A 23,241-nucleotide genomic window follows, 5' to 3' on the forward strand; every position below is an offset into this window, starting at 1 on the left:
GGAGGATGGGGCGCATGTGCGGCCGTTACGCCTCCACCAAGGCCCCCGCGGACCTGGCCGACGAGTTCCACGCCGTCGACGCGACCGAGGAGTCCTCGCAGCGTCCGGACTACAACGTGGCGCCGACCAAGGACATCACCGTGGTGGTCGAGCGCCACCCCCGCGACGAGAGCGGCGAGCCCGACCGGGACACCACCGAGCGGTCGCTGCGCACCGTCCGCTGGGGGCTGGTGCCGTTCTGGGCGAAGGACCCGTCGGCGGGTGCGCGGATGGTGAACGCCCGGTCGGAGACGATCACCGAGAAGCCCGCGTTCCGCCGCGCGGCCGCGTCGCGGCGCTGCCTGTTCCCGATGGACGGCTGGTACGAGTGGCAGCGCCACGACGCCGTCCCGAAGTCGCAGGGAGGGACCGGCAAGCCGACCAAGCAGCCGTACTTCACCCACTACGCCGACGGCGCCACGATGGCGATGGCGGGCATCTGGGAGTTCTGGCGCCCGAAGGGCGACGAGCTGACCGAGAAGTACCCCGACGGGCTCGTCACCGCCTGCGTGCTCACCACCGAGGCGGTCGGCCCGCTGGCCCAGGTGCACGACCGGATGCCGCTGCTGCTGCGCCCCGACGACTGGTCGGACTGGCTCGACCCGGACCGCGGCACCGGCGACGAGGGGGTGACCCGGCTGCTGGTGCCGCCGTCGCCGGAGCTGGTCTCCACCCTGGACATCCGGCCGGTCTCGCCGCAGGTCAACAACGTCCGCAACAACGCGCCCGAGCTGCTCGACCGGCTCCCCGACGACCAGGTGACCGAGCCGATCCAGCTCGACCTGCTCTCGTGACCGCGGCGCGCGAGGTCGACACCCCGCGCGGCCCGGCCCGGGTCACCCTGCACCGGGCGGGGTCCCCGCGCGGGCTGCTGCTGCTCGGGCACGGCGCGGGCGGTGGCGTCGACGCCCCCGACCTGGTCACCGCGACCGCGGCGGCCACCGCCGCCGGGTTCGACGTCGGCCTGGTCGAGCAGCCCTACCGGGTCTCGGGCCGGCGGGCCCCCGCCCCGGCCGGGCACCTCGACGAGGCGTGGCTCGCCGTCGTCGCGGCGGTGCGGCCCGGCCACGACGGCCCGCTGGTCGTCGGCGGCCGCAGCTCGGGCGCGCGCGTCGCCTGCCGCACGGCGACGACGGCCGGTGCCGCCGCGGTGCTGTGCCTGGCCTTCCCGTTGCACCCACCGGGCCGCCCGGAGCGGACGCGGGCCCCGGAGCTCGAGGCGGCCGGGGTGCCGGTGCTCGTGGTGCAGGGCCGCAGCGACCGCTTCGGCGTCCCCGGGGACGGTCCGGACCGCCGGGTCGTCCTGCTCGACGGCGACCACGGCCTGAGAAGGCAGCACGACCTGCTCGGGTCCGCCGTGGGGGAGTGGCTGGCGACACTCACCCGGTGAGTTCGTGAGGGTTGCCTACCCTCGATCTCGGCCTAGGTTCGGTTCGTGATGATCAGACCGTTCGCCCGGTTCGTGGCGGTGCTGCTGGTACTCGGGACGGCCGTCGGCTGCGGTGCGGGCACCGGCACCGGCACCGGGCCCGAGGAGCCGGGTGGCTACACCGTGACCCACGCGATGGGTGAGACCCGCCTGCCCGCACGCCCCGCCCGGGTCGTCGTCCTCGACTCCCCGCACCTCGACGCGCTGGTCGCGCTCGGGACCGTCCCGGTCGGCGCGAGCGTCTCCGCGGCCGGCGCCGGCTACCCGCCCTACCTCGCGGACCGGCTCACCGGCACCGAGCCCACCGGGCTGATCGCCGAACCGGACCTGGAGGCGGTCGTCCGGCTGCGCCCCGACCTGATCATCGGGTCGGCGGTCCGCCACCGCCCGCTCTACGAGCAGCTGTCCCGGATCGCTCCGACGGTGTTCTCCGTCGGCAGTGGCACCGACTGGGAGGAGCAGGCCCGGGTGACGGCCGACGCCGTCGACGCCCGGCCCCGGATGGAGGAGCTGCTGTCGGGCTGGCGCGAGCGCGCGGCCACGGTCGGACGCGAGGTCGGCGCTCCCGGCCGGACGGCCTCGATCGTGCGGTTCCGCCCGGAGTCGTTCCGGCTCTACGGCCCCCGCAGCTTCTCCGGTTCGGTGCTCACCGCGATGGGCTACGACCTCGGCGACCGTCCGTGGAACGAGTACTCGATGATCGAGAGTGCCCCCGAGCTGGCCGGGAGCATCGACGGCGACGTGGTGTTCTTCACCGATCGGGCGCAGGACCCGTCGTCGGGCTCCCGTGCCGCGGTCGCACGGCTGTGGGTCCCGCTGCCCGCGGTGCGCGCGGGAGCGGTGCACGAGGTCGACGACGAGACGTGGATGGTCGGGATCGGCGTGCTGGGCGCCGAGCGCGTCATCGACGAGGTCCGGGAGCGGGCCGCCGCGGGCTGAGCCCCGGGCCGCCGCCGGGCGCGGTGAGCCGGGCGGCGATCTCCGCGGCCGGGACCGGGCAGCCCAGGTGCCAGCCCTGCCCGACGTCGCAGCCCAGCTGGTGCAGCCGCCGGGCCTGACTCTCGGTCTCCACCGACTCCGCGACGACGGAGAGTCCGAGGGTGTGCGCCAGCTCGATCATCGCCGAGAGGATGACCGGGCTGTCGACGTCGCGCGGGGGGCCGCCGTCGTCGTCCGGGCAGGCGCCGCCCCGGCCGGTGACGAACGAGCCGGCCAGCTTGAGCACGTCGACCGGCAGCCGGTGCAGGTAGACCAGGTTGGAGTAGCCGGTGCCGAAGTCGTCGATGGCGATCCGCACCCCGAGCCGCGAGAGCTCCTCGAGCGCCTGCACCGGCCGCCCGGCGGCGGACATGAGGTCGCTCTCGGTCAACTCCAGCTGCAGCGACGACGCAGGCCACCCGGTCCGCTCCAGCACGTCGGCGATGCGGGCGACGGCATCGGGCCTGCGCAGCTGCTGGCCCGCCACGTTCACACTGAGCACGAGCCCCTCGTCGGCGCCCGCACCCACCCAGGAGCGGGCGTCGGTGCAGGCCCGCTCCAGCAGGTGCAGCCCGAGCGGCACGATGAGCCCGGTCTGCTCGGCCAGCGGGATGAACACGTCCGGGCCGAGCCGCTCGCCGTCGGCGGTGCGCCAGCGGGCCAGCGCCTCCACCCCGACGACCGAGCCGTCGTGCAGCGACACCAGCGGCTGGTACTCCAGGTGGAACTCACCGCGCTCCAGAGCGCCCGGCATCCGCCCGGCCAGCTCGAACAGATGCACGTCGTTGGCGTGACGGGCCGGGTCGAACACCGCGATCCGGTCCCGGCCGTCGCGCTTGGCCCAGTACATCGTGGTGTCCGCGGCCTGCATCAGCTCGGCCGCCCCCTCGGCACCGACGGCGCCGGAGTCCACCGCGAACGGCCGGTCGACGATCCCGATGCTGGCCGAGACCACGATCTCCCGGCCGCGCACGTTCACCGGCCGTCGGACGACCGCCAGGGCCTGCTCGGCGACCGCGGTCAGCTGCTCGACGCCGGCGCAGCGCTCCACCAGCACGACGAACTCGTCGCCGCCCATCCGGGCGACGGTGTGCCCGGCCGGGCGGAGCTCGGCGTCGAGGCGGTGTGCGACGGTGCGCAGGAGCTGGTCGCCCGCGTCGTGGCCGAGGGTGTCGTTGACGGCCTTGAAGCCGTCGAGGTCGAGGTAGCAGACCCCCACCGGGGCGGGGGAGCCGTACGGGCCGGCGAGCGCGGACTCGAGCCGGGTGAAGAACAGCGAGCGGTTCGGCAGCCCGGTGAGCGGGTCGTGCTCGGCCTGGTGGCGCAGCCGTGACTGCAGGCGGCGCCGCTCGGTGACGTCGGAGACCATCGCGACGAGGTAGCGGGGCTCGCCGTCGGGGGAGCGGACCAGCGAGACGGTCAGCTCGGTCCACACCTGGTCACCGTCGGCCCGGAAGTAGGACTTCTCCATCCGGGCGTGCCCGATCCGCCCGGCGAGCATGGCCTCGATCTGCGGCCACATCTCCGGGGTGTCCTCGGGGTGGATGAACTCGAACACCGAGCGGCCCACGAGATCGCCCGGCCGGTAGCCGAGCATGGCGGTCAGCGTGCGGTTGGCCTCCAGGATGCGGCCCTCGGTGTCGGCGACGCTGATGCCGAGCACGGAGCTCTCGAAGACGACCCCGTAGCGCGCCTCGGACTGCCATCGGGCGTCCTCGGCGGCGGCGCGCGCCGCGAACGCGGCGGAGCTGATCCGTTCCTGCTCCAACCGGGTGCGGTCGCGCAGCGTCCGGGCGTACCCCGTCGACAGCGCCCCGACCGCCGCGGTCCAGCGGCGGAACCGTTCCGGGTCCGGGGTGGGCCCGGCGAAGTGCCGGGCCAGGACGTCGATCGAGCAGCGCAGCGCGGCCGGGTCGGTGAGGTGCGCGGCGACCAGCTCGGCGCCGACCTCCTCGGCGATCGCCTCCTCCGCCCGTCCCTCGACGACGGCGGTGAACCACCAGGCTGCGCCGGACAGCACCGCGTACAGGTCGGCGCGGGCGGCGGAGACGAAGTTGCGGGCCTCGATGGCGCGCACCCAGGCGTCGGCCAGCGCCGACGGCCCCGGCCCCTGCCCACCGGGCAGGACGGGGACGGGCTTCGCCACGACGGCTCTCCCTCCGACGGTCAGATCCCGGGCTGCCCGGCGTGACGGGCGACGGCGGCGAGCCCGGGGTAGCGCTGCGCCTCGGGGCCCACCGGGGACTCCGGACGCCAGAGCGGGATCCGCACGACGCCGGGCTCGACCAGCTCCAGATCACCCAACAGCGCCGCGACCTCCTCGGTGTCGCGCATCCGCATCCGGTTCGGGGACCTGTCCCTGTTGTAGAGGTTCTGGGCCCGGCTCGCACCGGAGAGGCCCCCCTCGTCACTCGCGTGGCTGACGACCACGTGGCTGCCGGGGGCTGCCGCGCCGGCGTAGGCGGCGATGATCCCGGCCGGGTCCGCCTCGTCCGGGACGAAGTGCAGCACCGAGACGAGCAGCACCGCCACCGGCCGGGACAGGTCGAGGTGGGCCCGGGTCACCGGGTCGTCGAGGACCCGGAGCGGGTCGGTCAGGTCGGCGGCGAGGACGGCCGTCGACGGGTCGCCGTCGAGCAGCGCACGGCTGTGCGCGACGGCGATCGGGTCGTGGTCGACGTAGAGGACCCGGGCGTCGTCGCAGGCGGTCGCCGCGACCTCGTGCACGTTCCCGACGGTCGGGATGCCGGACCCGAGGTCGAGGAACTGGCGGATCCCGTGGGCGCACAGGTGGTGCACGGCCCGGCGCAGGAACGCCCGGTTGGCCTGCGCGACGGCCGCCATCTCGGGCAGCGCGTCGAGCACCTTCTCGGCGAAGACGCGGTCGGCCTCGAAGTTGTGCGACCCGCCCAGGTAGTAGTCGTAGACCCGGGCGACGCTCGGGCTGGTCATGTCCACCTCGTCGGGCGCCCATGCCGGTCGGTCCACGCGTGCTCCCCGTAGCTCGTCTCGGTCGGTGGGGACGGCGTCCTGCTGCCGTCGGTGATCGACCCTACTGGCGCGGTGCCCGGATCGGACCCCGTCCGGATGACCCTCTGCGGTCAGCCGGTTGCGATCGGTGCGACGACGGCGCCGGTGAGCGCCACCAGGTCCGCCGGGGCGAGCTCGATCTCCAGGCCGCGCCTGCCGCCGGAGCAGAACACCGTCGGGTGCTCCTGCGCCGAGGCGTCCAGGACGGTCGGCAGCCGCTTGCGCTGGCCCAGCGGGGAGATGCCGCCCGCGACGTAGCCGGTGGCCCGCTCGGCGTCGGCGACGTCGGCCATGACGGCCTTCTTCCCGCCCGCGGCGGCGGCCAGCGCCTTGAGGTCCAGCTGGGCCGACACCGGCACGATCCCGACCGTCATGGCCCCGTCGACGAGCGCGACGAGGGTCTTGAACACCCGGCGCGGGTCCTGCCCCATGACCGCGGCGGCCTCCTCGCCGTAGCCGGCGCCGTCGTTGTGGGTGTAGGTGTGCAGCTCGTGCGCCACCCCCCGCCTGCTCAGCAGTGCCGTCGCCGGGGTGCCCCTGCCCGCCATCGTCGGTGTCCTCCCGTCCCGCCCCGGGGCCGACCCGGGGGTGACGGCGAACCTACGGGAATGCCGTCCGGCGCCGCACCGTTGTTCCGGGTGTGACGACATCAGTGATGGAGAGGCCCGGGGCCGCGCCGCCGGACGGCCGTGAGCGGCCGGGGCGCGTACCCTCCGACGCGTCCGCCGTGCCGGTGACCCGCACCGGTGCGCGACTCGTGTCACTGGAGAGGGAACCTTTGTCAGTACAGCCGGATCAGCCGGACCAGCCGGAGACGGGCGCGGCAGGGACCGATCCCGCGGAGCTCGCCGCCCTGGTGGGTGTGGCCGACGCCGACGGCAACCGTGCGCCCGAGGACGAGAGCGTCTCCGACCGCACGGCCCGCTTCGAGCGCGACGCGATGCCGCTGCTCGACCAGCTCTACGGCGCCGCGCTGCGCATGACGCGGAACCCGGCCGACGCCGAGGACCTGGTGCAGGAGACCTTCCTCAAGGCGTACTCGGCGTTCGGGTCCTTCCGCCGCGGCACCAACCTCAAGGCGTGGCTGTACCGGATCCTGACCAACACCTACATCAACGGGTACCGCAAGCGGCAGCGTCAGCCCCTGCAGTCGCCGACCGACGAGATCACCGACTACCAGCTGGCCCAGGCCGGTGAGCACAGCTCGACCGGTCTGCGCTCGGCCGAGGTGGAGGCCCTCGACGCGCTGCCCGACAGCGACGTCAAGGAGGCCCTGCAGGGCCTGCCGGAGGACTTCCGCATGGCGGTCTACCTCGCCGACGTCGAGGGGTTCGCCTACAAGGAGATCGCCGAGATCATGGGCACCCCGATCGGCACCGTCATGTCGCGGCTGCACCGCGGCCGGCGTCAGCTGCGCGACATGCTGACCGACGTGGCCCGCGAGCGCGGATTCGTCCGCGACGGGGCCGCCGGCGCGACCGGGGACCGGGAGGTGACGGCATCGTGAGCGCCGCCGAGGGCTCGGGCGCACCGCTCGAGCGCAACCCCATGATCCAGGATCCGCCCGCGAACACCGGGTGCACCGAGGTGCTGGCCGAGGTGTGGCTGTTCCTCGACCACGAGTGCGACCAGGAGCGACGACGCCTGCTCCAGCAGCACCTCGACGAGTGCGCGCCCTGCCTGGCCGAGTACGGCATCGACGAGAAGCTGAAGGCGCTGCTGGCGCGCAAGTGCGGCGGCGAGGCGGCCCCGGCCGGGCTCAAGGACCGGCTGCGGTCGCAGATCCGCTCCGCGGTGCTCGAGCAGGCCCAGGTGACCGTGGAGAGCGGGCCGGACGGCACGAGCGTCTCGGTGTCGCACCAGCGCACCGAGTACCGCCGCTCCGGCGGCTGACCGGCGCCGCCGCTGCGGCGACACACGCGAGAGGGCGGGCACCCCACCGGGGTGCCCGCCCTCTCGCGTCGGTGTCGCCGAACTCAGCAGTTCGGCTTCTTGCCGTGGTTGGCGCCCTTCTTGGCGCGGTCACGGCGCTTGCGTGCACGCTTGGACATCTCGACCCTCCTTCCCGTCCGGGTCACGGTTCCGCGGCGTTGCCGCGGGAGCTTCGTACGCGCGATTCTCGCATGTGGTGGGATGGGCGATCGTGACCACGCTGAGCGAGCTGCTCGCCGAGCACACGACGATGGACGGCGAGACCGCCGATCACCTCCAGCGCGTGGTCGGCGAGTGGCAGTTGTTGGCCGACATGTCCTTCGCCGACTTCCTGCTGTGGGTGCCGCTGGACGACCTCCACGCGGGGACCGGCGGTGCCTCCCGGGCGGCGACCGCGCAGTTCCTGTGTGTCGCCCAGGCCCGGCCGACCACCGCACCGACCGCCCACCCGGACGACGTCGTCGGTCGCCGGGCGGTGCCGGTGGAGGTCGGCCAGCTGCGCCGGGCGGTGCTGGAGGGCCGGATCTGCCGCGACGACGACCCGCGCTGGCACCTGGAGGTGCCGGTGCGCCGGGAGACCATCCCGGTGCGCTTCAAGGGCCGCACGGTGGCGGTGCTGTCCCGGGACACCAACCTGTCCACCCCACGCGTCCCGAGTCCGCTGGAGATCGCCTACCTCGGCAGCGCCTCGGACCTGTGCCAGATGATCGTCGACGGGACGTTCCCGCCGCAGTCCGGTCCGCCCGGCTCGGCCGAGGGCAGCCCGCGCGCCGGGGACGGCCTGGTCCGCCTCGACGTGCACGGCAACGTGGCCTACGCCAGCCCGAACGCGTTGTCGGCGTACCACCGCATGGGCCACGCCAGCGACGTCGCCGGCGCCGACCTCGCGACCGTCACCAAGGCGCTCGTGCTGGATCCGTTCGACGCGAAGGACGTCGCCGGCCGGATCAACGAGGCCCTCGACGGCGCCCCGTCCACGCGGATGGAGGTCAAGGGCCGCCGGGCGACGATGCTCGTGCGCGCGCTGCCGCTGCGGCCCCGCGGCGACGCGGCGGGCGCGCTGGTGCTGGTCCGCGACGTGACCGACCTGCGTCGCCGGGACGCGGCGCTGATGAGCAAGGACGCCACCATCCGGGAGATCCACCACCGGGTGAAGAACAACCTGCAGACGGTCGCGGCGCTGCTGCGGATGCAGGCTCGGCGCAGCGAGAACCCGGAGGCGGGCCGGGCGCTGGAGGAGTCGGTCCGCCGGGTCACCTCGATCGCGCTGGTGCACGAGGCGCTGGCCTACTCCGTCGCCGAGGTCGTCGAGCTCGACGAGCTGCTGCCGAAGGTGCTGCCCGCCATCCGCGACGGCGCGACGACCGAGTCCCGTGCCCGGGTGCGCGTCGACTCCGGGTTCGGGGCGCTGCCCGCGGCGAAGGCCACCCCGCTGGTGCTGGTCCTGGCCGAGCTGACCCACAACGCGCTGGCGCACGCCTACGACCCCGGCACGGCGGGGGAGGTGGTCGTCAGCCCGGTGCGCTCGGCGAGCCGGCTGGAGGTGTCGGTGGCCGACGACGGCCACGGCATGCCGGTCGACTTCGACTTCGAGAGGTCCAAGGGGCTGGGTCTGCAGATCGTGCGGACCCTGCTGACCTCCGAGCTGGAGGCGACGATCGAGGTGCGGGCCCGGGAGGGCGGCGGCACGGTGGCGGTGGTCCGGGTACCACTCGGCGGCTCCTGAACGCCGCGGTGGGAGGGGCGGCGGGGCAACGGGTCCGCCGCCCGCCGTCCCCGGGCGGTCGCTGCGGTGCGGCGGGCGACCGATCCCGGTCACTCCCGGTGACCCGGGGCGTGGACGGGGGCCCGGAGGGCACCGGATACGCTCGTCCCGTGACCGTTGATCCCGGTGCCGTGGTCGCGCCGGCACCGTGGTCGACCCTCACGCCGGGGTGGCAGATCACCCCGAACGCACCTCGGGCCCGTGGCCGGTGGCGTCCGGCTACGGGCCCGAGGTCGGGGAGCTACTTCTTCTGCTGTGCGGAGCCGCTGTCCGGGACAGCCGTTCCTGCCGCATTCCGGGCGAGTGCCCGGGCGGGGCTGCCTACGCGGTGCGAGCGCGCGGACGGGTGCTGCGCCGCTTCAGGGCGCGCCGCTCGTCCTCGCTCATGCCGCCCCAGACACCCGCGTCCTGGCCGGACTCGAGAGCCCACTGCAGGCACGACTCGGTGACCGGGCAGCGCCGGCACACGCTCTTGGCCTCCGCGATCTGCATCAGGGCAGGGCCGCTGGTGCCGACCGGGAAGAACAGCTCCGGGTCCTCGTCGCGGCAGATCGCGTCGTGACGCCAGTCCATGATCACTTTCTCCTCTGGTGCGCGATCGGGGTCGCGCCGATCGTCTGTGCGCTTGATGTTACGTGCGTGTTTCGCAGCTTGTGAATACTTTCACGAGCCACCGCGGTCCTCAATGGGAAACTGCTCGCGGGATGCGTGAGCGCCCTCATAGGGAACGCACGCAGACAGACCAGTGCCCGGGACTTCGAGCCGCCCTGGGCCGGTTCCACGATCCAGTGTCCCTGTCCCACCCGGAATCGGCCACCCGAGAACGATGTCGACCCGGACACCCTCTGAGTGAGGGGGCCGGCCCGGTGGGACGGAACCTCCACGAGCGGCGTTGCTCGTGGCCTCGCTTGCGTAGGGACCACCTTGGATCACCGGTTTGGCCTGGTGTAAGCCCCAACGGGACCGACGGTCCGCTCACATCGGTGAATGGCGCGGTTACTCACTCCGGCGTGTGAGAGCGCCCGCACGATGCGCGACGAACCGTCCGTCTCACACGACGACGCGTAACGCTCCGGGCACGCTGAGGAATTCCACATCGGTGCGCATTCCGAGGTGGTCGCCGTCGAGCTGGAGAGCGAGAGGCTGTTCCGACGTGATCCGCACCCGGCCGACGGCGTCGTGCCGGACGATGTGCCGCCCGTGCGGGTCGCCGTCGGCGGCCAGGATCTGGCGCAGGGTCGAGGCGATCGTGCGCGGGCTCAGCCCGGTGAGCGCGAACAGCCCCAGCCCGCTGCCGAACGACGAGCGGGGGTTGGTCCGCACCGCGCGGCCGGACAGGAAGGTCCACGGGTCGGTGTTGGAGACGAACGCCAGCCGCACCCCGGTCAGCGGCGCCGCGTCGGGGAGCTCCACCGTCATCGACGGCGGACGGCGCAGCTGCGCGAGGTACTGGGCGATCGCGGTCAGCGCGTAGCGGCCGGGGCTGGCCTCGTGTCCCTGCGCGCGGGCGCGCTCGACCGCGGCCACCACCTCGGCGTCCCAGCCCATGCCGGCGTTGAAGGTGAACCAGCGGTCGTCCGCCCAGCCCAGGCCGACCAGCCGTCGCCGCCGGTGGGCCAGCGCGGTGAGCACGTGCCCGGTCGCCTCGACCGGGTCGCGCGGCATGTCCAGGGCGCGGGCGAACACGTTCGCCGAGCCGCCGGGGACCACCGCGAGCATCGCGGTCGCGTCCGGGTCCGGCCGGGGGGCGCCGCTGCCCGAGCCGGTCTGCGCGGCGAGCAGCCCGTTGACGACCTCGTTGACCGTCCCGTCGCCCCCGAGCGCGACGACGAGCTCGACGCCGTCCGCCACGGCCGCCGCGGTCGCCTCCGCCGCGTGGCCCCGGTAGCGGGTCTGCAGGACGTCGAGCTTCAGCTCGCTGGCCAGGGCCTTGGTCAGCACGTCCCGGCCGGCGGCGGTGGTGGACGTGGCCTGAGGGTTGACCACGAGCAGCGCGCGCACGGGGCGACTGTATCGACCGCGCACCGGCCGGTCCGTCGGCCGCCCGGCGGTGGCGGCCGCGGCGGGCGGCCTATCCTCGGTGGGTGGCCGATGACCGCGACGACCGCCCCGTGACGCGGGAGCGACCGCCGGAGAACGTGCGGGTGGCGGGGGTGCTCGTCGCGGCCGAGGGGCTCGTCGGCGCCGTCCTCGCGGTCGTGCTGGGCGTACGCGCCCTGGAGGCCGGTGGCGCCCGCCTCTACTACGGTCTCGCCGAGGCCGGGATCTTCGTGCTCCTGGCGGCCGCCGTGGCCGGTGTCGGCTACGGGCTGGTCCGCGGGGTGCACGGCTGCCGCACCCCGGCGATCGTCGTGCAGCTGCTGCTGTTCCCGGCCATCTACTACGCGCTGGGCCCCAGCCGTCAGCTGGTGTGGGGCATCGTCTGCGGACTGTTCGTGCTGTTCACGTTCCTGATGCTGATCAGCGAGCAGTCCCGGCGCTGGTCGATGGGCGACGAGTACCCCGAGGACTAGCGGGCCGCCGCCCCGCCGTTCCGCCCGGCCAGCGCGACGAGCGGGTCGCCGGTGAGCCGGTAGGTGGTCCACCCCTCGTTCGGCACCGCGCCGACGGAGCGGTAGAAGCCGATGGCCGGGGTGTTCCAGTCCAGCACGTTCCACTCCAGGCGCTTCCAGCCGCGCCGGGTGACCTCGGCGGCCAGCTCGGCGAGCAGGGCCGCGCCGTGCCCGCCGCCGCGGGCGCCGGGGGTGACGTAGAGGTCCTCCAGGTGGATCCCGGCGACGCCCTCCCAGGTGGAGAAGGTCCGGAACCAGATGGCCGTGCCGACGACCGCGCCGTCGTCGCCGGTGGCCACGAAGGCCCCGGCCGAGGGGTCCGGGCCGAACAGCGCGGCGTGCAGCTGGTCCTCGGTCAGCCCGCACTCGTGCGCGGCCTTCTCGTAGTCGGCCAGCTCGTGCACGAGCCGGACCATGACCGGCACGTCGTCGGGGGTGGCCGTACGGACGCTCACTGGTCCTCCGCGGGGGTGGGGCGCTGGTTGACGTGGTCGAGGCGGGGGACCCCGCGCTCGAACCCCAGCACGCTGACCCCGGCCGGGTCCATGCGGAAGTGCACACCGCCACTCGCGGGCAGCCCGATCCAGCGCGCCGTCAGCACCCGGGAGAAGTGGCCGTGTCCCACGAGCACGACGTCGCCGCCGCCGAGCAGGGCGCGCGCGTCGGCGAGCACGGCGTCGGCGCGGGCGGCGACGTCGCCGGGGGTCTCGCCGCCGGGCCACGGCCCGTCCCAGATCGTCCAGCCCGGCAGGGACTCGCGGATCTGCGGCGTGGTCCAGCCCTCGTTGTCGCCGTAGTCCCATTCGACGAGCCGGTCGTCGACCGCGTCCACGCGCAGCCCGGCCAGCTCGGCGGTGTCCCTCGCGCGCGTGCGCGGGGAACAGAGCACCCGGGCGGGCGGGGCGTCGTGGCGGACCAGGGCCAGTGCGTCGCGCACCCGGCGGGCGGCGGCCCGGCCCTCGTCGGTCAGCGGGACGTCGGTGCGGCCGGTGTGCTTCCCGGTGCGCGACCACTCGGTCTCGCCGTGGCGCAGCAGGAGGATCCGTCCGTCCGGATCGGCGTCGGTGCTCACGGGCGGCGACGCTAGTCGCGGACACTGCGGGACGCTCGCGGTGATCAGGTCACCCGGTCGGGTCGGATCCGGACCCGACCGGGCAGTCCGCCGGGCGCGCCGTACCCGCAGGGTGGCCGGATCGGATGGGATCCGTGGCGGACCACGAGCCGAGGAGCGTCATGTCGTCGCAGTTCTCCCGCCGCCCCGCGCGGCGGCGCATCGCCGGGATCGCCGCCGCGGCCGGCCTGGCGGTCACCGCCGCGCTCACCGCGCCCGCCGCCGCGGGCGTCGCGACGGCCGCCCCGTCCGCCCCGGCGGTGCAGGCCGGGGCGATCGGCCCGGGCGTGCAGATCGCCACCCCGGTCACCGGCGGCGCCGAGCTGTGCACGGCCAACTTCCTCTACACCCCGGCCGCCGGGCAGGACGGGCACCGCGACGAGCCCGGCGTCCGCGGTGCCGAGCACCAGGCCGCCCCGGCCGGGGTGCTCTACCTGGGCGCGGCCGCGCACTGCATGGCGGGCGAGGACGCGATGTCCTCGGTCGACGGCTGCCGTGAGCCGGTCATGCCGGAGGGCATCGAGGTCGGCATCCGCGGCCGCGACGGGAAGAACTACACCGGACGGGTCGCCTACAACTCCTGGGCGGTCATGCAGGACCGCGGCGAGACCGACTCGCAGCTGTGCCTCTACAACGACCTCTCGCTGATCCAGCTGAGCCCGGCGGCCGTCGCCGTCGCCGACCCGACGGTCCCCGGCTTCGGCGGCCCGACCGGGCTCGACACGGACGGCACCGAGCAGGGGGAGAAGGTCTACAGCTTCCAGCCCAACCAGCTCGTGGCGACGCCGTACAAGCAGGGCCTGAGCCTCGGGCAGCCGGAGGGGCCGCGCACGCACGTCGTCTCCACCACGCCGCCGGGGGTGCCGGGCGACTCGGGCTCGGGCTACCTCGACGCGCGCGGCCGGGCGTTCGGGCTGCTGTCGAGCCTGATGCTGCCGACCAACACCAACGGGGTCACCGACATCGCCCGGGCACTGGCCTACGCCCAGCGCTACGGCGAGGTCGGCGCCCTGGAGGTCGTCCCCGGCCGGGCCCCGTTCACGCCGGGTGTGCTGCCGCTGACCGAGCTGCCCAGCGGCCCGTCGCTGCCCGCGCTCCCGCTCCCCGACCTCACCCCGGCGCCGCTGCGCTGACCCGCTGACACGGCTCCCGGGACCGGCGTGCGGCGATCCGTACGCCCGTCGGTGTGCGGGTGGCCACTCCGGACGCGCCGGGTGACCGGTTCCCGGCGTCCACCCGGTTAGACTCGTCTCCAGATCCGACAGCTCGTCCCGGCTCGGCGCCCCTATCCCGGCGCTGTGCGCGGGATGGCCGTCCGGCACCGCGAGCAGGTCGACGTCAACCCGCGACGCCCGGTGCAACGGCAGGCGCGTCCGTGCGCCGCTCTCGTACCGCACCACCCGTGGAGTCTTCCCATGACGCTCGCCCAGGACCCGACCACCCGTTCCGCCCCCGACCGGCACGAGGTGTTCGGCGCGCACGAGGGCGGCAAGCTCGCGACCGGCCTGACCGCGCCGCTGGCCGACGAGCGCGACCTGTCGATCGCCTACACCCCCGGTGTCGCCGACGTCTGCCGGGCCATCGCCGACGACGCCTCGCTCGCCGCCCGTTACACCTGGGCGCACCGGCTGGTCGCCGTCGTCAGCGACGGCACCGCGGTGCTCGGTCTCGGCGACATCGGGCCGCGCGCGTCGCTGCCGGTGATGGAGGGCAAGTCGGCGCTGTTCAAGTCCTTCGCCGGGCTCGACTCGATCCCGCTCGTGCTCGACACCACGGATGTCGACGAGATCGTGGAGACCCTGGTCCGGCTGCGCCCGACCTTCGGCGCGGTCAACCTCGAGGACGTCGCCGCGCCGCGCTGCTTCGAGCTGGAGCGCCGCCTGGTCGAGGCGCTCGACTGCCCGGTCATGCACGACGACCAGCACGGCACCGCCGTCGTGCTGCTCGCCGCCCTCGACGGCGCCTGCCGGGTGCAGGGTCGCTCGCTGTCGGACCTGCGCATCGTGATCTCCGGGGCCGGCGCGGCGGGCATCGCCTGCGCCCGCATCCTGTTGACCGCGGGTGCCTCGGACGTCGTGCTGCTCGACTCGCGCGGGGTCGTCGACGCCGGTCGCGGCGGGGAGAAGGCCGCGCTGGCCGCCGTCACCAACCCGCGGGCGGTCACCGGCGGGATCGCCGAGGCACTGGCCGGTGCGGACGTGTTCGTCGGGCTCTCCAGCGCCACGCTGCCCGAGGAGCTGCTGGCCACGATGGCCCCGGACTGCATGGTCTTCGCGCTGTCCAACCCCGACCCCGAGGTGCACCCGGACGTCGCGGCCCGGCACGCCGCGATCGTCGCGACCGGCCGCAGCGACTTCCCGAACCAGATCAACAACGTGCTGGCCTTCCCGGGGATCTTCCGCGGCGCACTGGACGCGCACGCCCGCCGCATCACCGACGACATGAAGGTCGCGGCGGCCCGCGCCATCGCCGACGTCGTCGCCGACGAGCTGTCCCCGCAGAAGATCGTGCCCGGCCCGTTCGACCCGCGGGTGGCACCGGCCGTCGCCGCGGCGGTGGCCCGCGCCGCGGGCGACGCCGGCGTGACCGCAGGCTGACGGACGGCCATAACCCCGGTTACGAAACGTGTGCGACCGGGGTCTGCGCCGAACGGCACGGCGCGCTGTGAGCGGTCGAACACACACGGTCGGATCGGTTGCCACCGCTCGCCGAGCACGTCACACCCTTCACCCTCCGGCGACTACCTGTCACCACCTGTGAGTGACGGTCAGAGCAATGGCGTTGGGCCGAACGGTCCCGTCACTCGCTGTATCGGGTGGCTCGATCGGTCTACCCGCCCGGATCGCCCGGCACGGTGGCTCGTTGTTCCCCACGGAGCTGCCGAACGGAACGGAGGCGGGCGTGTCGGAGCAGGAATCGCGGGCGGGACACCGTCCGGGTGCATCGGTCGGGGACCCGGCCGGTGGACGCGCGGAGCAGGCACCGGGTGCCCGCCGTGACAGGGACCGGGACCCCGGTCTCGCCGGTGACCTCGCCCGGGCCTTCGCCGGTCCCGGTGGCACCCCGGCGGGCCGCGCCCGGCCCGCTCCCGAGAACGAGCCGCTCCTCGGCCGGGCGGAGGCCCTGAACCTCGCCGCCGCGCCGGACGCCGAGATCTCCGGCGCGGGCTTCGGGGAGCCGCCGTTCGGCAGCGCCCGCCGCCTCCCCGGTGCGCCACGCCCGGCCGGCCCGGCCCCGTCGGTCGCCGAGGCGGCCCCCGGCCCGGGGACCCCCGGGTCCGGGGCCGCGGGTGCCGACGGTGCCGACCACTCCGCGGTGCAGCTCCCGCCCTCGCCCGCGATGGTCTGCGACGCCGGGGGCGTCGTCGTCCACACCAACGCCGCGCTCCGCCGCCTCGCCGGCTCCGCCGACCCGACCGGCATGCGGCTCCCGCAGCTGCTCGTCGGCCCGGACTCCGACGCCCGTCTGGTCCGTGCCGACCGCCGTCTGGCCCGGGTCAAGGTCGTCCGCTGGAACCAGCCGGGTGACCGCACCGTCGTGCTGCTCACCCCGTTCCCCGACGCCGCGCCCGCGCCGTCGGACGAGGCCCCCGCGCTCGACCTCGAGCGCGCCACCCGCTCCGGCACCTGGACCTTCGACCTGCAGGCCGGGACGCTGACCCGCAGCGAGGGGCTCGTCGAGCTCTACCGCGCGCTCGGCGTGCGCCCCGACGGCCCCGACGGCCCCATCGAGGGCGAGCAGGTCGAGCGGGTCTGCCGGATGCTGCGCCGCGGCCCGGACGCCGCGCCGGAGCCCACCACCGCGCACAGCTCCGAGATCCGCCCCGAGGGCGGCGCGGTGCTGTCGTGCCGCACCCGGATCGACCGCACCCCCGGTGGTGCCCCGCTGCGCCTGATCGGGACCGTGCAGGACGTGTCCGACCGGCGCCGGGCCGAGTCCCGCGCGCAGCGCTCCGGGCAGCGGTTCGCCGACCTCGTCGCCGCCATCACCACCGGCGTCGCGATGCTCGACGGCCGCGGCCGGATCGTCGACGCCAACCCGGCGCTCTGCCAGCTGCTCGACGCCGACCTGGAGACCCTGCGCGGCGTCCCGGCACGCAGCCTGTCCGCCGAGCCCCAGTCCGACGGTCGCGGCGGCCTGCCGGACTGGCTGCGCGACCCGTCGCACCCCGAGCCGACCTACCGGATCGAGTCGCTGCCGCTGCTGCGCGCCGACGGGACCCGGGTCGACTGCGAGGTCGTGGTCAACGCCGCGCCCTCCGACGACGGCCGCCCCTTCTGGCTGCTCGTCGTCACCGACGTGGGGGAGCGCCGCCGCGCCGCCGACGTGCTCCGCGAGGCCGACACCGTCGACCCGCTGACCCGGCTGCCCAACCGGGCCGGGCTGCTGGAGCTCGCCGACCGGCTGCTGGCCGGGCCGGACGCCGGCCGGGTCGCCGTGGTCTGCGGCGACGTCGACGACTTCGCCCGCGTCAACACCGGCCTCGGCCACGACGCCGGCGACACCCTGCTCGTCGAGCTGGCCGGGCGGCTGCAGCGTGAGCTGCCGTACCACTGCACGGCCGGGCGGCTGTCGGCCGACGAGTTCGCGGTGGTCTGCGCCGACGTCGACGAGGTCGGCGGACCGCAGGCGCTCGCCGCCGTCGTCGCCGGGCTGCTGCGCGGCGACGTCACCGTGGCCGGCAGCCCGATCACGCTGACCGCCTCGGTCGGCGTCGCCGGTCGGGACGCCGCCGTGGCAGGCCCGCAGGCCGACGCCCGCGGCCCCCGCGGCGACGATCTGCTGCGCTCGGCCGAGGTCGCGGTGCGCGAGGCCAAGCAGCGCGGACGCGGCACGGTCGCCGTCGCCGAGCGGGGTGCCGTCGCCCCGGCGCGCCGCCAGCTGGAGCTCGAGGCCGAGCTGCGCGCCGCGATCGAGGGCGACGCGCTGCGCCTGGAGTACCAGCCGGTCGTCGCGCCGGACGGCACCGTGCTGTCCGCCGAGGCGCTGCTGCGCTGGTCGCACCCGGTGCACGGCGAGGTCTCGCCCGGCGAGTTCCTGCCGGTCGCCCAGCGCGGCGGCCTGCAGCGCGAACTGGACCTGTGGGTGCTGCGCACCGCGGCCACCGAGGCCGCGACCTGGCCCCGTGCCGGGCAGGCCGTCGCCGTCGCGGTGAACCTGGCCGGGCTGCTGCCGGCCGACCCGTCGTTCCTGGCCGACGTCACCGCCGTCGTCGAGGGCGCCGGGCTGCCGTGGAACCAGCTGGTGCTCGAGCTCGTCGAGACCAGCCTGGTCGCGCTGCCGCGCCCCGCGCTGGACGCGATGAGCGAGCTCGTGCAGCGCGGCGTCCGCTTCGCCGTCGACGACTTCGGCACCGGCTACTCGTCGCTGGCCCGGCTCAAGGAGCTCCCGGCGCAGACGGTCAAGGTCGACCGCGCGTTCGTCACCGGCGTCGGCACCGACCCGGCCGACTTCGCGCTGGCCCGCGCCGTCGTCGAGGTCGCGCGCGCGATGGGCCGCAAGACCGTCGCCGAGGGCGTCGAGACCGCCGAGCAGTTCCACGTCCTGCGGGGCCTCGGGGTCGACGCGTTCCAGGGCTGGCTGTTCGCCCGCTCGCTGCGCCCCGACGACCTGCACCGGGTGCTGCGCGGCGGCGGTCTGCCCACCCCGGCGACGAGCGCGACCCCGGCCGACGGGGCCCCGGGCGTCTGGTGAGCCGGTCGCGCCCGCCCGCCGCGGGCGCGACCGCCGTCGTCACCGCACGAACGCGCTCTGCCCCGTGATCGCCTTCCCGACGATCAGGGTGTTCATCTCCCGGGTGCCCTCGAAGGAGAACATCGCCTCGGCGTCGGCGAAGTACTTCGCGATCCGGTTCTCCAGCACCACCCCGTTGCCGCCCACGAGCTGACGCCCGAGCGCGACGGTCTCGCGCATCCGGGTCGCGCAGAACTCCTTCACCAGCGACGAGTGCGCGTCCGAGCCCCGGCCCTCGTCGAGCAGCTGGGCGTTGCGGACCGCCATCCCCAGCGAGGCGCTCACGTTGCCGAGCATCCGCACCAGCAGGTCCTGCATCAGCTGGAACCCGCCGATCGGGCGGCCGAACTGCTCCCGCTGGGCGGCGTAGGACAGAGCCAGCTCGTAGGCGGCCATCTGCACCCCGACCGCACCCCAGGCGGCGTTGGCCCGGGTGCGCTGCAGGACCAGGCCGGCGTCGCGGAAGGTGCCCGAGCCGCCGGAGAGCCGGTGCGACTCCGGCACCCGGACCCGGTCGAGCAGGATGTCGGCGTTCTGCACGATCCGCAGCGACTGCTTGCCCTCGATCTTCGTGATCGTCATGCCCTCCGACGGCGACGGCACGACGAACCCGCGGACCGCGCCGCCGGCGTCCGGGTCGGTGTCGCGGGCCCACACGATGATCAGGTCGGCGAAGGTGGCGTTGCCGATCCAGCGCTTCTCGCCGTCGAGGACCCACTCGTCGCCGTCGCGGGTGGCGGTGGTCTCCATGCCACCGGCCACGTCGGACCCGCCGTGCGGCTCGGTCAGCCCGAACGCACCGATCGAGTCCATCCGGGACATCGCGGGCAGCCAGCGCTCGCGCTGCTCGGGCGTGCCGCCGGCGTGGATCGAGCCCATCGCGAGGCCTGTGTGGACGCCGTAGAAGCTGTTGACCGACGGGTCCACCCGGGAGATCTCCGCGTGCAGGAACCCCAGGAACAGCCGCGACGCCGGCGGGTCGGCGTAGCCGGCCCCCGCGAGGTCGAGGCCCGCGAAGCCCTTCACGAGCTGCATCGGGAACTCGGCGCGGTCCCAGGCGTCGAGCACGACGGGGGCGACCTCGGCACGCAGGAACTCCCGCACCCGGCGCAGGTCGGCGCGCTCGGCGTCGGTGAGCAGGTCGGCGTAGTGGAACCAGTCCGCGACGTGCGGGTGGTCCGGGTCGAGGTCCAGTTCGGGCTTCGGCAGGCGCGTGGGCTCCTTCGGCATGACCCCACTGTTGCGCCGCGGCGCACCGGCCGCACGGCAGGGCGCCTACCGCAGGGCACGCAGCAGCGCCGCACCGGCCGCCGGGTCCCCGACCGGGCTGAGCACCACGTGGTCGGCGCCCGCGGCCCGGTGCTCGGCGACCCGGGCGGCGATGTCCTCGACGCCGCCGCGGGCGGAGACGGCGTCGAGCAGCCGGTCGGCGCGGGCGTCGACCTCGGCGTCGGTGAACCCCAGCCCGCGGACGGCGGCGCGGTAGCCCGGCACGCCGAGCAGGAACCCGGCCAGCTCGCGCAGGGCTGTCCGGTCGGTCCCGAGCACGGTCGGCAGCATCACCGCGAGCAGCCGGTCCGGGCCCAGCGCCGCCCGCGCCCGCGCGGTGTGCTCCGGGGTGACCAGCAGGGTCACCGCCCCGGCGCAGCGGGTGCCGGCGACGTCGAGCTTGCGCGGTCCGAGCGCGGCCAGCAGCCGCTCCGAGGAGGGCAGCCCGAGTGCGTCGAGCTCGTCGAGGTGGCGGTGCAGCGCGTCCAGCGCCCGCGGCTGCTGGGGCGCGCCCAGCCCGGTGAGGTAGCGCCCGGGATGACGGCGGGCCGCGTCGGCGTGCACTGCGGCGACGGCCGACGCCGGATACCGCCCGGTCGGCACGATGCCCGGGACGACGACGGCGTCCCGGGTGCCGTCGAGCAGCGCGGTCAGCCGGTCGAGCCGGTCGATCGCGCCACCGGCGAGCCACAGGGTGCGGGCACCGGCGTCCTCCAGGGCCGCGGCGTCGGCGGGAGCGGGTCCGGTGGCGACGCCGAGCGGGCCAGGAGCAGTGGTCAGGGTCATGTGCGCAGCGTCGGTGCTGAACCGGACTGCAGGTCAAGCGCGACGGGGTGCCGGTGACCTGCGGTCGACCGCTCGCCCGTCGCGCACGACCGGGTTAGTGTGCTGCGACCAAGCGGGGAGCAGGGGTCCCGCGCGACGGCAGGGGGAACCGCCGATGATCGAGTTCCGGGGCGTCACGAAGCGCTTCCCGGACGGGACGGTCGCGGTCGACGAGCTCGACCTCGTCGCGGAGCAGGGGCGGATCACGGTCTTCGTGGGCCCGTCCGGCTGCGGCAAGACGACCTCCCTCCGCATGATCAACAGGATGATCGAGCCGACCGGCGGTGAGCTGCGCGTCGACGGGCGCGACGTGCTGTCCGCCGATCCGGCCGAGCTGCGCCGGGGCATCGGCTACGTCATCCAGCAGGCCGGGCTGTTCCCGCACCGCACGATCGTCGACAACATCGCGACCGTGCCGATGCTCGTCGGGAGCAGCAAGAAGGCCGCGCGGGACCGGGCGATGGAGCTGATGGAGATCGTCGGCCTCGACAGCTCGATGGCCCGGCGCTACCCGGCGCAGCTGTCGGGCGGCCAGCAGCAGCGCGTCGGCGTGGCCCGCGCGCTCGCCGCCGACCCGCCCGTGCTGCTGATGGACGAGCCGTTCTCCGCGGTGGACCCGATCGTCCGGGAGAGCCTGCAGGAGGAGCTGCTGCGCCTGCAGTCCGAGCTCGGCAAGACCATCGTGTTCGTCACCCACGACATCGACGAGGCCATCAAGCTCGGCGACAAGGTCGCGGTGTTCCGGGTCGGTGGAAAGCTCGCCCAGTACGACGAGCCGGGCGTGCTGCTGTCCCGCCCGGTCGACGGTTTCGTCGACAACTTCGTCGGCCGCGACCGCGGCTACCGGGGCCTGGGCTTCCTGTCCTCGGACACCATCCCGCTCGGCTCGCTGCCGGTGCTCTCGGTCGGCGACCCCCTCCCCGACGACGGCTGGTCGGTCGTCGTCGACGGCTCCGCGCGGCCGCTGGGCTGGGTCGAGGCCGGTGAGGGCCGGGTGACCGAGGAGGCCATCGTCCCGGGCGGGTCGCTCTACGCCGTGGAGTCGGGCTCGCTGCGCGGCGCGCTGGACGCGGCACTGTCCTCACCGTCCGGTCAGGGCGTCGCCGTCGACGCCGACGGCCGGGTCGCCGGCTCGGTCACCGCCGACTCGGTGCTCGAGGCGCTGCCCGCGGCCCGCGACTCGCACAACGCCGCCTGAGGCCGCCGTGACCTGGGTGTTCGACAACCTCGACTCCGTGCTCGACGCGCTCGCCGAGCACGTCGTGTACGCCCTGATCCCGGTGCTGCTCGGGCTGGTGTTCGCGATCCCGCTGGGCTGGGTCGCCAACCGCAACGCGACGCTGCGCACGATCATGACCAACGCCGCCGGGCTGCTCTACACGGTCCCGTCGCTGGCGCTGTTCGTGTTCATGCCGCCGCTGCTCGGCACCCAGATCCTCGATCCGGTCAACGTGGTCGTCGCGCTGACGGTCTACACCGTCGCGTTGCTCGTGCGGACCGTGTCCGACGCGCTGTCCGCGGTGCCGGGCCACGTCGTCGACGCGGCGAACGCGATGGGCTACACCCCGGTCCGGCGCTTCGTCGGCGTCGAGCTGCCGCTCGCCGTGCCGGTGATCGTGGCCGGCCTGCGGGTCGCCGCGGTGTCCACGATCAGCCTGGTCACGGTGGGTGCGGTGATCGGCTTCGGCGGGCTCGGCCTGCTGTTCACCGAGGGCTTCAACCGCAGCAACGACGCCCAGATCGTCTCCGGCATCGTGCTGGTGCTGCTGCTCGCGCTCGTCGTCGACTCGGCCCTGCTGCTCGGCGGCAGGCTGCTCACCCCCTGGCAGCGGGCCCGTACCGGGAAGGCGGGGGCATGACCTACTTCGGCTGGCTGTTCGACGGGGCGAACTGGGAGGGGCCGACCGGCATCCTCGCCCGGCTCGCCGAACACCTCGGCTACACCGCGCTGACCCTGCTGGTCGCGGTGCTGATCGCGGTGCCCCTGGGCGCCTGGATCGGGCACACCGGCCGCGGCGGCTTCCTCGTCGTCGGCCTGGCGAACGGGCTGCGCGCCCTGCCCACCCTGGGCCTGCTGGTGCTGATCACCACGCTGGTCGGGCTGTCGCTGGTCGGCCCGATCATCACCCTCATCGTGCTGGCGGTGCCCGCGGTGCTCGCCGGCACCTACGCCGGCATCCGCAACGTCGACCCGGCCGTCGTCGACGCCGCCACCGGGATGGGCATGCGCGGGCCCGAGGTGCTGTGGAAGGTCGAGCTCCCCAACGCGCTGCCGCTGATCATCGGCGGGCTGCGCAGCGCGACCCTGCAGGTCATCGCGACCGCGACCATCGCCGCCTACGTCTCGCTCGGCGGGCTCGGCCGGTTCATCATCGACGGCCTCGGCCAGCGCGACTTCGGCATGATGATCGGTGGCTCGATCCTGGTCGCGCTGCTCGCGATCGTCGCCGACCTGCTCCTGGGCGGGTTGCAGAAGCTGATCGTCTCGCCCGGCCTGCAGGCCACCGGCCGGACCGCGCCGCGCCGGCTGCGCGCGGTGCCCACCCGTCCCGAACCCGTCCGCGAAGCGGCCTGACCC

General features: G+C 74.7%; 23 protein-coding genes. 13 read left to right on the top strand and 10 right to left on the bottom strand.

Features of this window, described 5'->3' with window-relative positions:
* Positions 1-14: 14 nt before the first annotated feature.
* Genes KPF22_RS06935 through KPF22_RS06945 form a run of 3 tightly spaced genes read left to right on the top strand, consistent with a single transcriptional unit; the run spans position 15 to position 2,407 of the window.
* Positions 15-833 carry an SOS response-associated peptidase gene (locus KPF22_RS06935; RefSeq protein WP_208824105.1) on the top strand — a complete coding sequence of 273 codons (819 nt, stop codon included), beginning with the start codon at positions 15-17 and terminating at the stop codon, positions 831-833.
* Positions 830-1,429: an alpha/beta family hydrolase gene (locus tag KPF22_RS06940; protein WP_224401510.1), complete on the top strand. Its 600-nt coding sequence runs from the start codon at positions 830-832 to the stop codon at positions 1,427-1,429. The genes KPF22_RS06935 and KPF22_RS06940 overlap by 4 nt, the downstream gene beginning before the upstream one ends.
* Before the next feature lie 48 nt (positions 1,430-1,477).
* Positions 1,478-2,407, top strand: a complete 930-nt coding sequence (locus tag KPF22_RS06945; protein ID WP_224402389.1) for an ABC transporter substrate-binding protein — start codon at positions 1,478-1,480, stop codon at positions 2,405-2,407.
* Here the strand turns inward: KPF22_RS06945 and KPF22_RS06950 are convergent.
* The 3 genes from KPF22_RS06950 to ybaK form a co-directional block, all read right to left on the bottom strand.
* Positions 2,370-4,592, bottom strand: coding sequence for a bifunctional diguanylate cyclase/phosphodiesterase (locus KPF22_RS06950; RefSeq protein ID WP_224401511.1), 2,223 nt, complete (start codon positions 4,590-4,592; stop codon positions 2,370-2,372). The two genes, KPF22_RS06945 and KPF22_RS06950, sit on opposite strands and share 38 nt — an antisense overlap.
* A gap of 20 nt (positions 4,593-4,612) precedes the next feature.
* Positions 4,613-5,434, bottom strand: a complete 822-nt coding sequence (locus KPF22_RS06955) for an SAM-dependent methyltransferase (RefSeq protein ID WP_208824114.1) — start codon at positions 5,432-5,434, stop codon at positions 4,613-4,615.
* Between the two features lie 113 nt (positions 5,435-5,547).
* The gene (gene ybaK, locus KPF22_RS06960) at positions 5,548-6,024 is read right to left on the bottom strand and encodes a Cys-tRNA(Pro) deacylase (RefSeq protein WP_224401512.1); all 477 of its coding nucleotides are present in this window, start codon (positions 6,022-6,024) and stop codon (positions 5,548-5,550) included.
* Between the two features lie 314 nt (positions 6,025-6,338).
* Here ybaK and KPF22_RS06965 point away from each other — a divergent pair, with 314 nt between their 5' ends.
* The gene (locus tag KPF22_RS06965) at positions 6,339-6,983 is read left to right on the top strand and encodes a sigma-70 family RNA polymerase sigma factor (RefSeq protein ID WP_062403710.1); all 645 of its coding nucleotides are present in this window, start codon (positions 6,339-6,341) and stop codon (positions 6,981-6,983) included.
* A 41-nt stretch (positions 6,984-7,024) separates the two neighbouring features.
* Positions 7,025-7,369, top strand: a complete 345-nt coding sequence (rsrA, locus tag KPF22_RS06970) for a mycothiol system anti-sigma-R factor (RefSeq protein ID WP_062403708.1) — start codon at positions 7,025-7,027, stop codon at positions 7,367-7,369.
* Between the two features lie 83 nt (positions 7,370-7,452).
* Here the strand turns inward: rsrA and KPF22_RS33575 are convergent, their stop codons facing one another.
* Positions 7,453-7,527 (bottom strand): 50S ribosomal protein bL37, encoded by a 75-nt coding sequence (locus tag KPF22_RS33575; RefSeq protein ID WP_369804880.1) that lies wholly within the window; start codon positions 7,525-7,527, stop codon positions 7,453-7,455.
* A 92-nt stretch (positions 7,528-7,619) separates the two neighbouring features.
* Between KPF22_RS33575 and KPF22_RS06975 the strand changes: the two genes are divergently transcribed.
* Complete coding sequence (locus KPF22_RS06975) at positions 7,620-9,134, top strand: sensor histidine kinase (RefSeq protein ID WP_073576822.1); 1,515 nt, start codon at positions 7,620-7,622, stop codon at positions 9,132-9,134.
* A 360-nt stretch (positions 9,135-9,494) separates the two neighbouring features.
* Here KPF22_RS06975 and KPF22_RS06980 read toward each other — a convergent pair whose 3' ends face one another.
* Both KPF22_RS06980 and KPF22_RS06985 read right to left on the bottom strand, forming a co-directional pair.
* Positions 9,495-9,746, bottom strand: coding sequence for a WhiB family transcriptional regulator (locus tag KPF22_RS06980; protein WP_043277332.1), 252 nt, complete (start codon positions 9,744-9,746; stop codon positions 9,495-9,497).
* Positions 9,747-10,223: 477 nt separating this feature from the next.
* Positions 10,224-11,174, bottom strand: a complete 951-nt coding sequence (locus KPF22_RS06985; RefSeq protein WP_062397493.1) for a diacylglycerol kinase family protein — start codon at positions 11,172-11,174, stop codon at positions 10,224-10,226.
* 83 nt (positions 11,175-11,257) lie between these two features.
* Between KPF22_RS06985 and KPF22_RS06990 the strand changes: the two genes are divergently transcribed.
* Positions 11,258-11,686: a hypothetical protein gene (locus KPF22_RS06990; RefSeq protein WP_100878641.1), complete on the top strand. Its 429-nt coding sequence runs from the start codon at positions 11,258-11,260 to the stop codon at positions 11,684-11,686.
* Here the strand turns inward: KPF22_RS06990 and KPF22_RS06995 are convergent.
* Positions 11,683-12,141, bottom strand: a complete 459-nt coding sequence (locus KPF22_RS06995; RefSeq protein ID WP_062403706.1) for a GNAT family N-acetyltransferase — start codon at positions 12,139-12,141, stop codon at positions 11,683-11,685. The two genes, KPF22_RS06990 and KPF22_RS06995, sit on opposite strands and share 4 nt — an antisense overlap.
* Positions 12,142-12,176: 35 nt before the next feature.
* Complete coding sequence (locus KPF22_RS07000) at positions 12,177-12,797, bottom strand: histidine phosphatase family protein (RefSeq protein WP_208824116.1); 621 nt, start codon at positions 12,795-12,797, stop codon at positions 12,177-12,179.
* Between the two features lie 161 nt (positions 12,798-12,958).
* On the opposite strand from KPF22_RS07000, the gene KPF22_RS07005 reads away from it, so the two are divergent.
* The 3 genes from KPF22_RS07005 to KPF22_RS07015 all read left to right on the top strand — a co-directional run bounded on the left by KPF22_RS07005 (position 12,959) and on the right by KPF22_RS07015 (position 18,530).
* The gene (locus KPF22_RS07005) at positions 12,959-13,969 is read left to right on the top strand and encodes a serine protease (protein ID WP_224401513.1); all 1,011 of its coding nucleotides are present in this window, start codon (positions 12,959-12,961) and stop codon (positions 13,967-13,969) included.
* Between the two features lie 282 nt (positions 13,970-14,251).
* The gene (locus tag KPF22_RS07010) at positions 14,252-15,433 is read left to right on the top strand and encodes an NADP-dependent malic enzyme (RefSeq protein ID WP_208824120.1); all 1,182 of its coding nucleotides are present in this window, start codon (positions 14,252-14,254) and stop codon (positions 15,431-15,433) included.
* Positions 15,434-15,737: 304 nt separating this feature from the next.
* Positions 15,738-18,530: a bifunctional diguanylate cyclase/phosphodiesterase gene (locus tag KPF22_RS07015; RefSeq protein ID WP_224401514.1), complete on the top strand. Its 2,793-nt coding sequence runs from the start codon at positions 15,738-15,740 to the stop codon at positions 18,528-18,530.
* 39 nt (positions 18,531-18,569) lie between these two features.
* Here KPF22_RS07015 and KPF22_RS07020 read toward each other — a convergent pair whose 3' ends face one another.
* On the bottom strand, positions 18,570-19,799 hold the full coding sequence (locus tag KPF22_RS07020) for an acyl-CoA dehydrogenase family protein (RefSeq protein ID WP_208824153.1): 1,230 nt from the start codon (positions 19,797-19,799) through the stop codon (positions 18,570-18,572).
* A 45-nt stretch (positions 19,800-19,844) separates the two neighbouring features.
* Entirely contained in the window at positions 19,845-20,624 is a 780-nt protein-coding gene (locus KPF22_RS07025; RefSeq protein WP_224401515.1) for an LLM class F420-dependent oxidoreductase, read from the bottom strand.
* A gap of 154 nt (positions 20,625-20,778) precedes the next feature.
* Between KPF22_RS07025 and KPF22_RS07030 the strand changes: the two genes are divergently transcribed.
* Genes KPF22_RS07030 through KPF22_RS07040 form a run of 3 tightly spaced genes read left to right on the top strand, consistent with a single transcriptional unit; the run spans position 20,779 to position 23,238 of the window.
* Complete coding sequence (locus KPF22_RS07030; RefSeq protein ID WP_208824125.1) at positions 20,779-21,861, top strand: ABC transporter ATP-binding protein; 1,083 nt, start codon at positions 20,779-20,781, stop codon at positions 21,859-21,861.
* A 7-nt stretch (positions 21,862-21,868) separates the two neighbouring features.
* Positions 21,869-22,522 carry an ABC transporter permease gene (locus tag KPF22_RS07035; protein ID WP_224401516.1) on the top strand — a complete coding sequence of 218 codons (654 nt, stop codon included), beginning with the start codon at positions 21,869-21,871 and terminating at the stop codon, positions 22,520-22,522.
* Positions 22,519-23,238, top strand: a complete 720-nt coding sequence (locus tag KPF22_RS07040) for an ABC transporter permease (protein ID WP_224401517.1) — start codon at positions 22,519-22,521, stop codon at positions 23,236-23,238. Before KPF22_RS07035 ends, KPF22_RS07040 begins: the two co-directional genes overlap by 4 nt.
* Positions 23,239-23,241: the final 3 nt, after the last annotated feature.

The sequence above is a fragment of the Pseudonocardia sp. ICBG1034 genome, assembly GCF_020131375.1.
Lineage (GTDB): Bacteria > Actinomycetota > Actinomycetes > Mycobacteriales > Pseudonocardiaceae > Pseudonocardia > Pseudonocardia alni.

Bases quoted from the DNA above. Each gene is read 5' to 3' on its own strand.
- KPF22_RS06935 (WP_208824105.1), top strand. From the start codon at position 15: ATGTGCGGCCGTTACGCCTCCACCAAGGCCCCCGCGGACCTGGCCGAC.
- KPF22_RS06945 (WP_224402389.1), top strand. From the start codon at position 1,478: ATGATCAGACCGTTCGCCCGGTTCGTGGCGGTGCTGCTGGTACTCGGG.
- ybaK (WP_224401512.1), bottom strand. From the start codon at position 6,024: ATGGCGGGCAGGGGCACCCCGGCGACGGCACTGCTGAGCAGGCGGGGG.
- rsrA (WP_062403708.1), top strand. From the start codon at position 7,025: ATGATCCAGGATCCGCCCGCGAACACCGGGTGCACCGAGGTGCTGGCC.
- KPF22_RS06980 (WP_043277332.1), bottom strand. From the start codon at position 9,746: ATGGACTGGCGTCACGACGCGATCTGCCGCGACGAGGACCCGGAGCTG.
- KPF22_RS06995 (WP_062403706.1), bottom strand. From the start codon at position 12,141: ATGGTCCGGCTCGTGCACGAGCTGGCCGACTACGAGAAGGCCGCGCAC.
- KPF22_RS07005 (WP_224401513.1), top strand. From the start codon at position 12,959: ATGTCGTCGCAGTTCTCCCGCCGCCCCGCGCGGCGGCGCATCGCCGGG.
- KPF22_RS07010 (WP_208824120.1), top strand. From the start codon at position 14,252: ATGACGCTCGCCCAGGACCCGACCACCCGTTCCGCCCCCGACCGGCAC.
- KPF22_RS07020 (WP_208824153.1), bottom strand. From the start codon at position 19,799: ATGCCGAAGGAGCCCACGCGCCTGCCGAAGCCCGAACTGGACCTCGAC.
- KPF22_RS07025 (WP_224401515.1), bottom strand. From the start codon at position 20,624: ATGACCCTGACCACTGCTCCTGGCCCGCTCGGCGTCGCCACCGGACCC.
- KPF22_RS07030 (WP_208824125.1), top strand. From the start codon at position 20,779: ATGATCGAGTTCCGGGGCGTCACGAAGCGCTTCCCGGACGGGACGGTC.
- KPF22_RS07040 (WP_224401517.1), top strand. From the start codon at position 22,519: ATGACCTACTTCGGCTGGCTGTTCGACGGGGCGAACTGGGAGGGGCCG.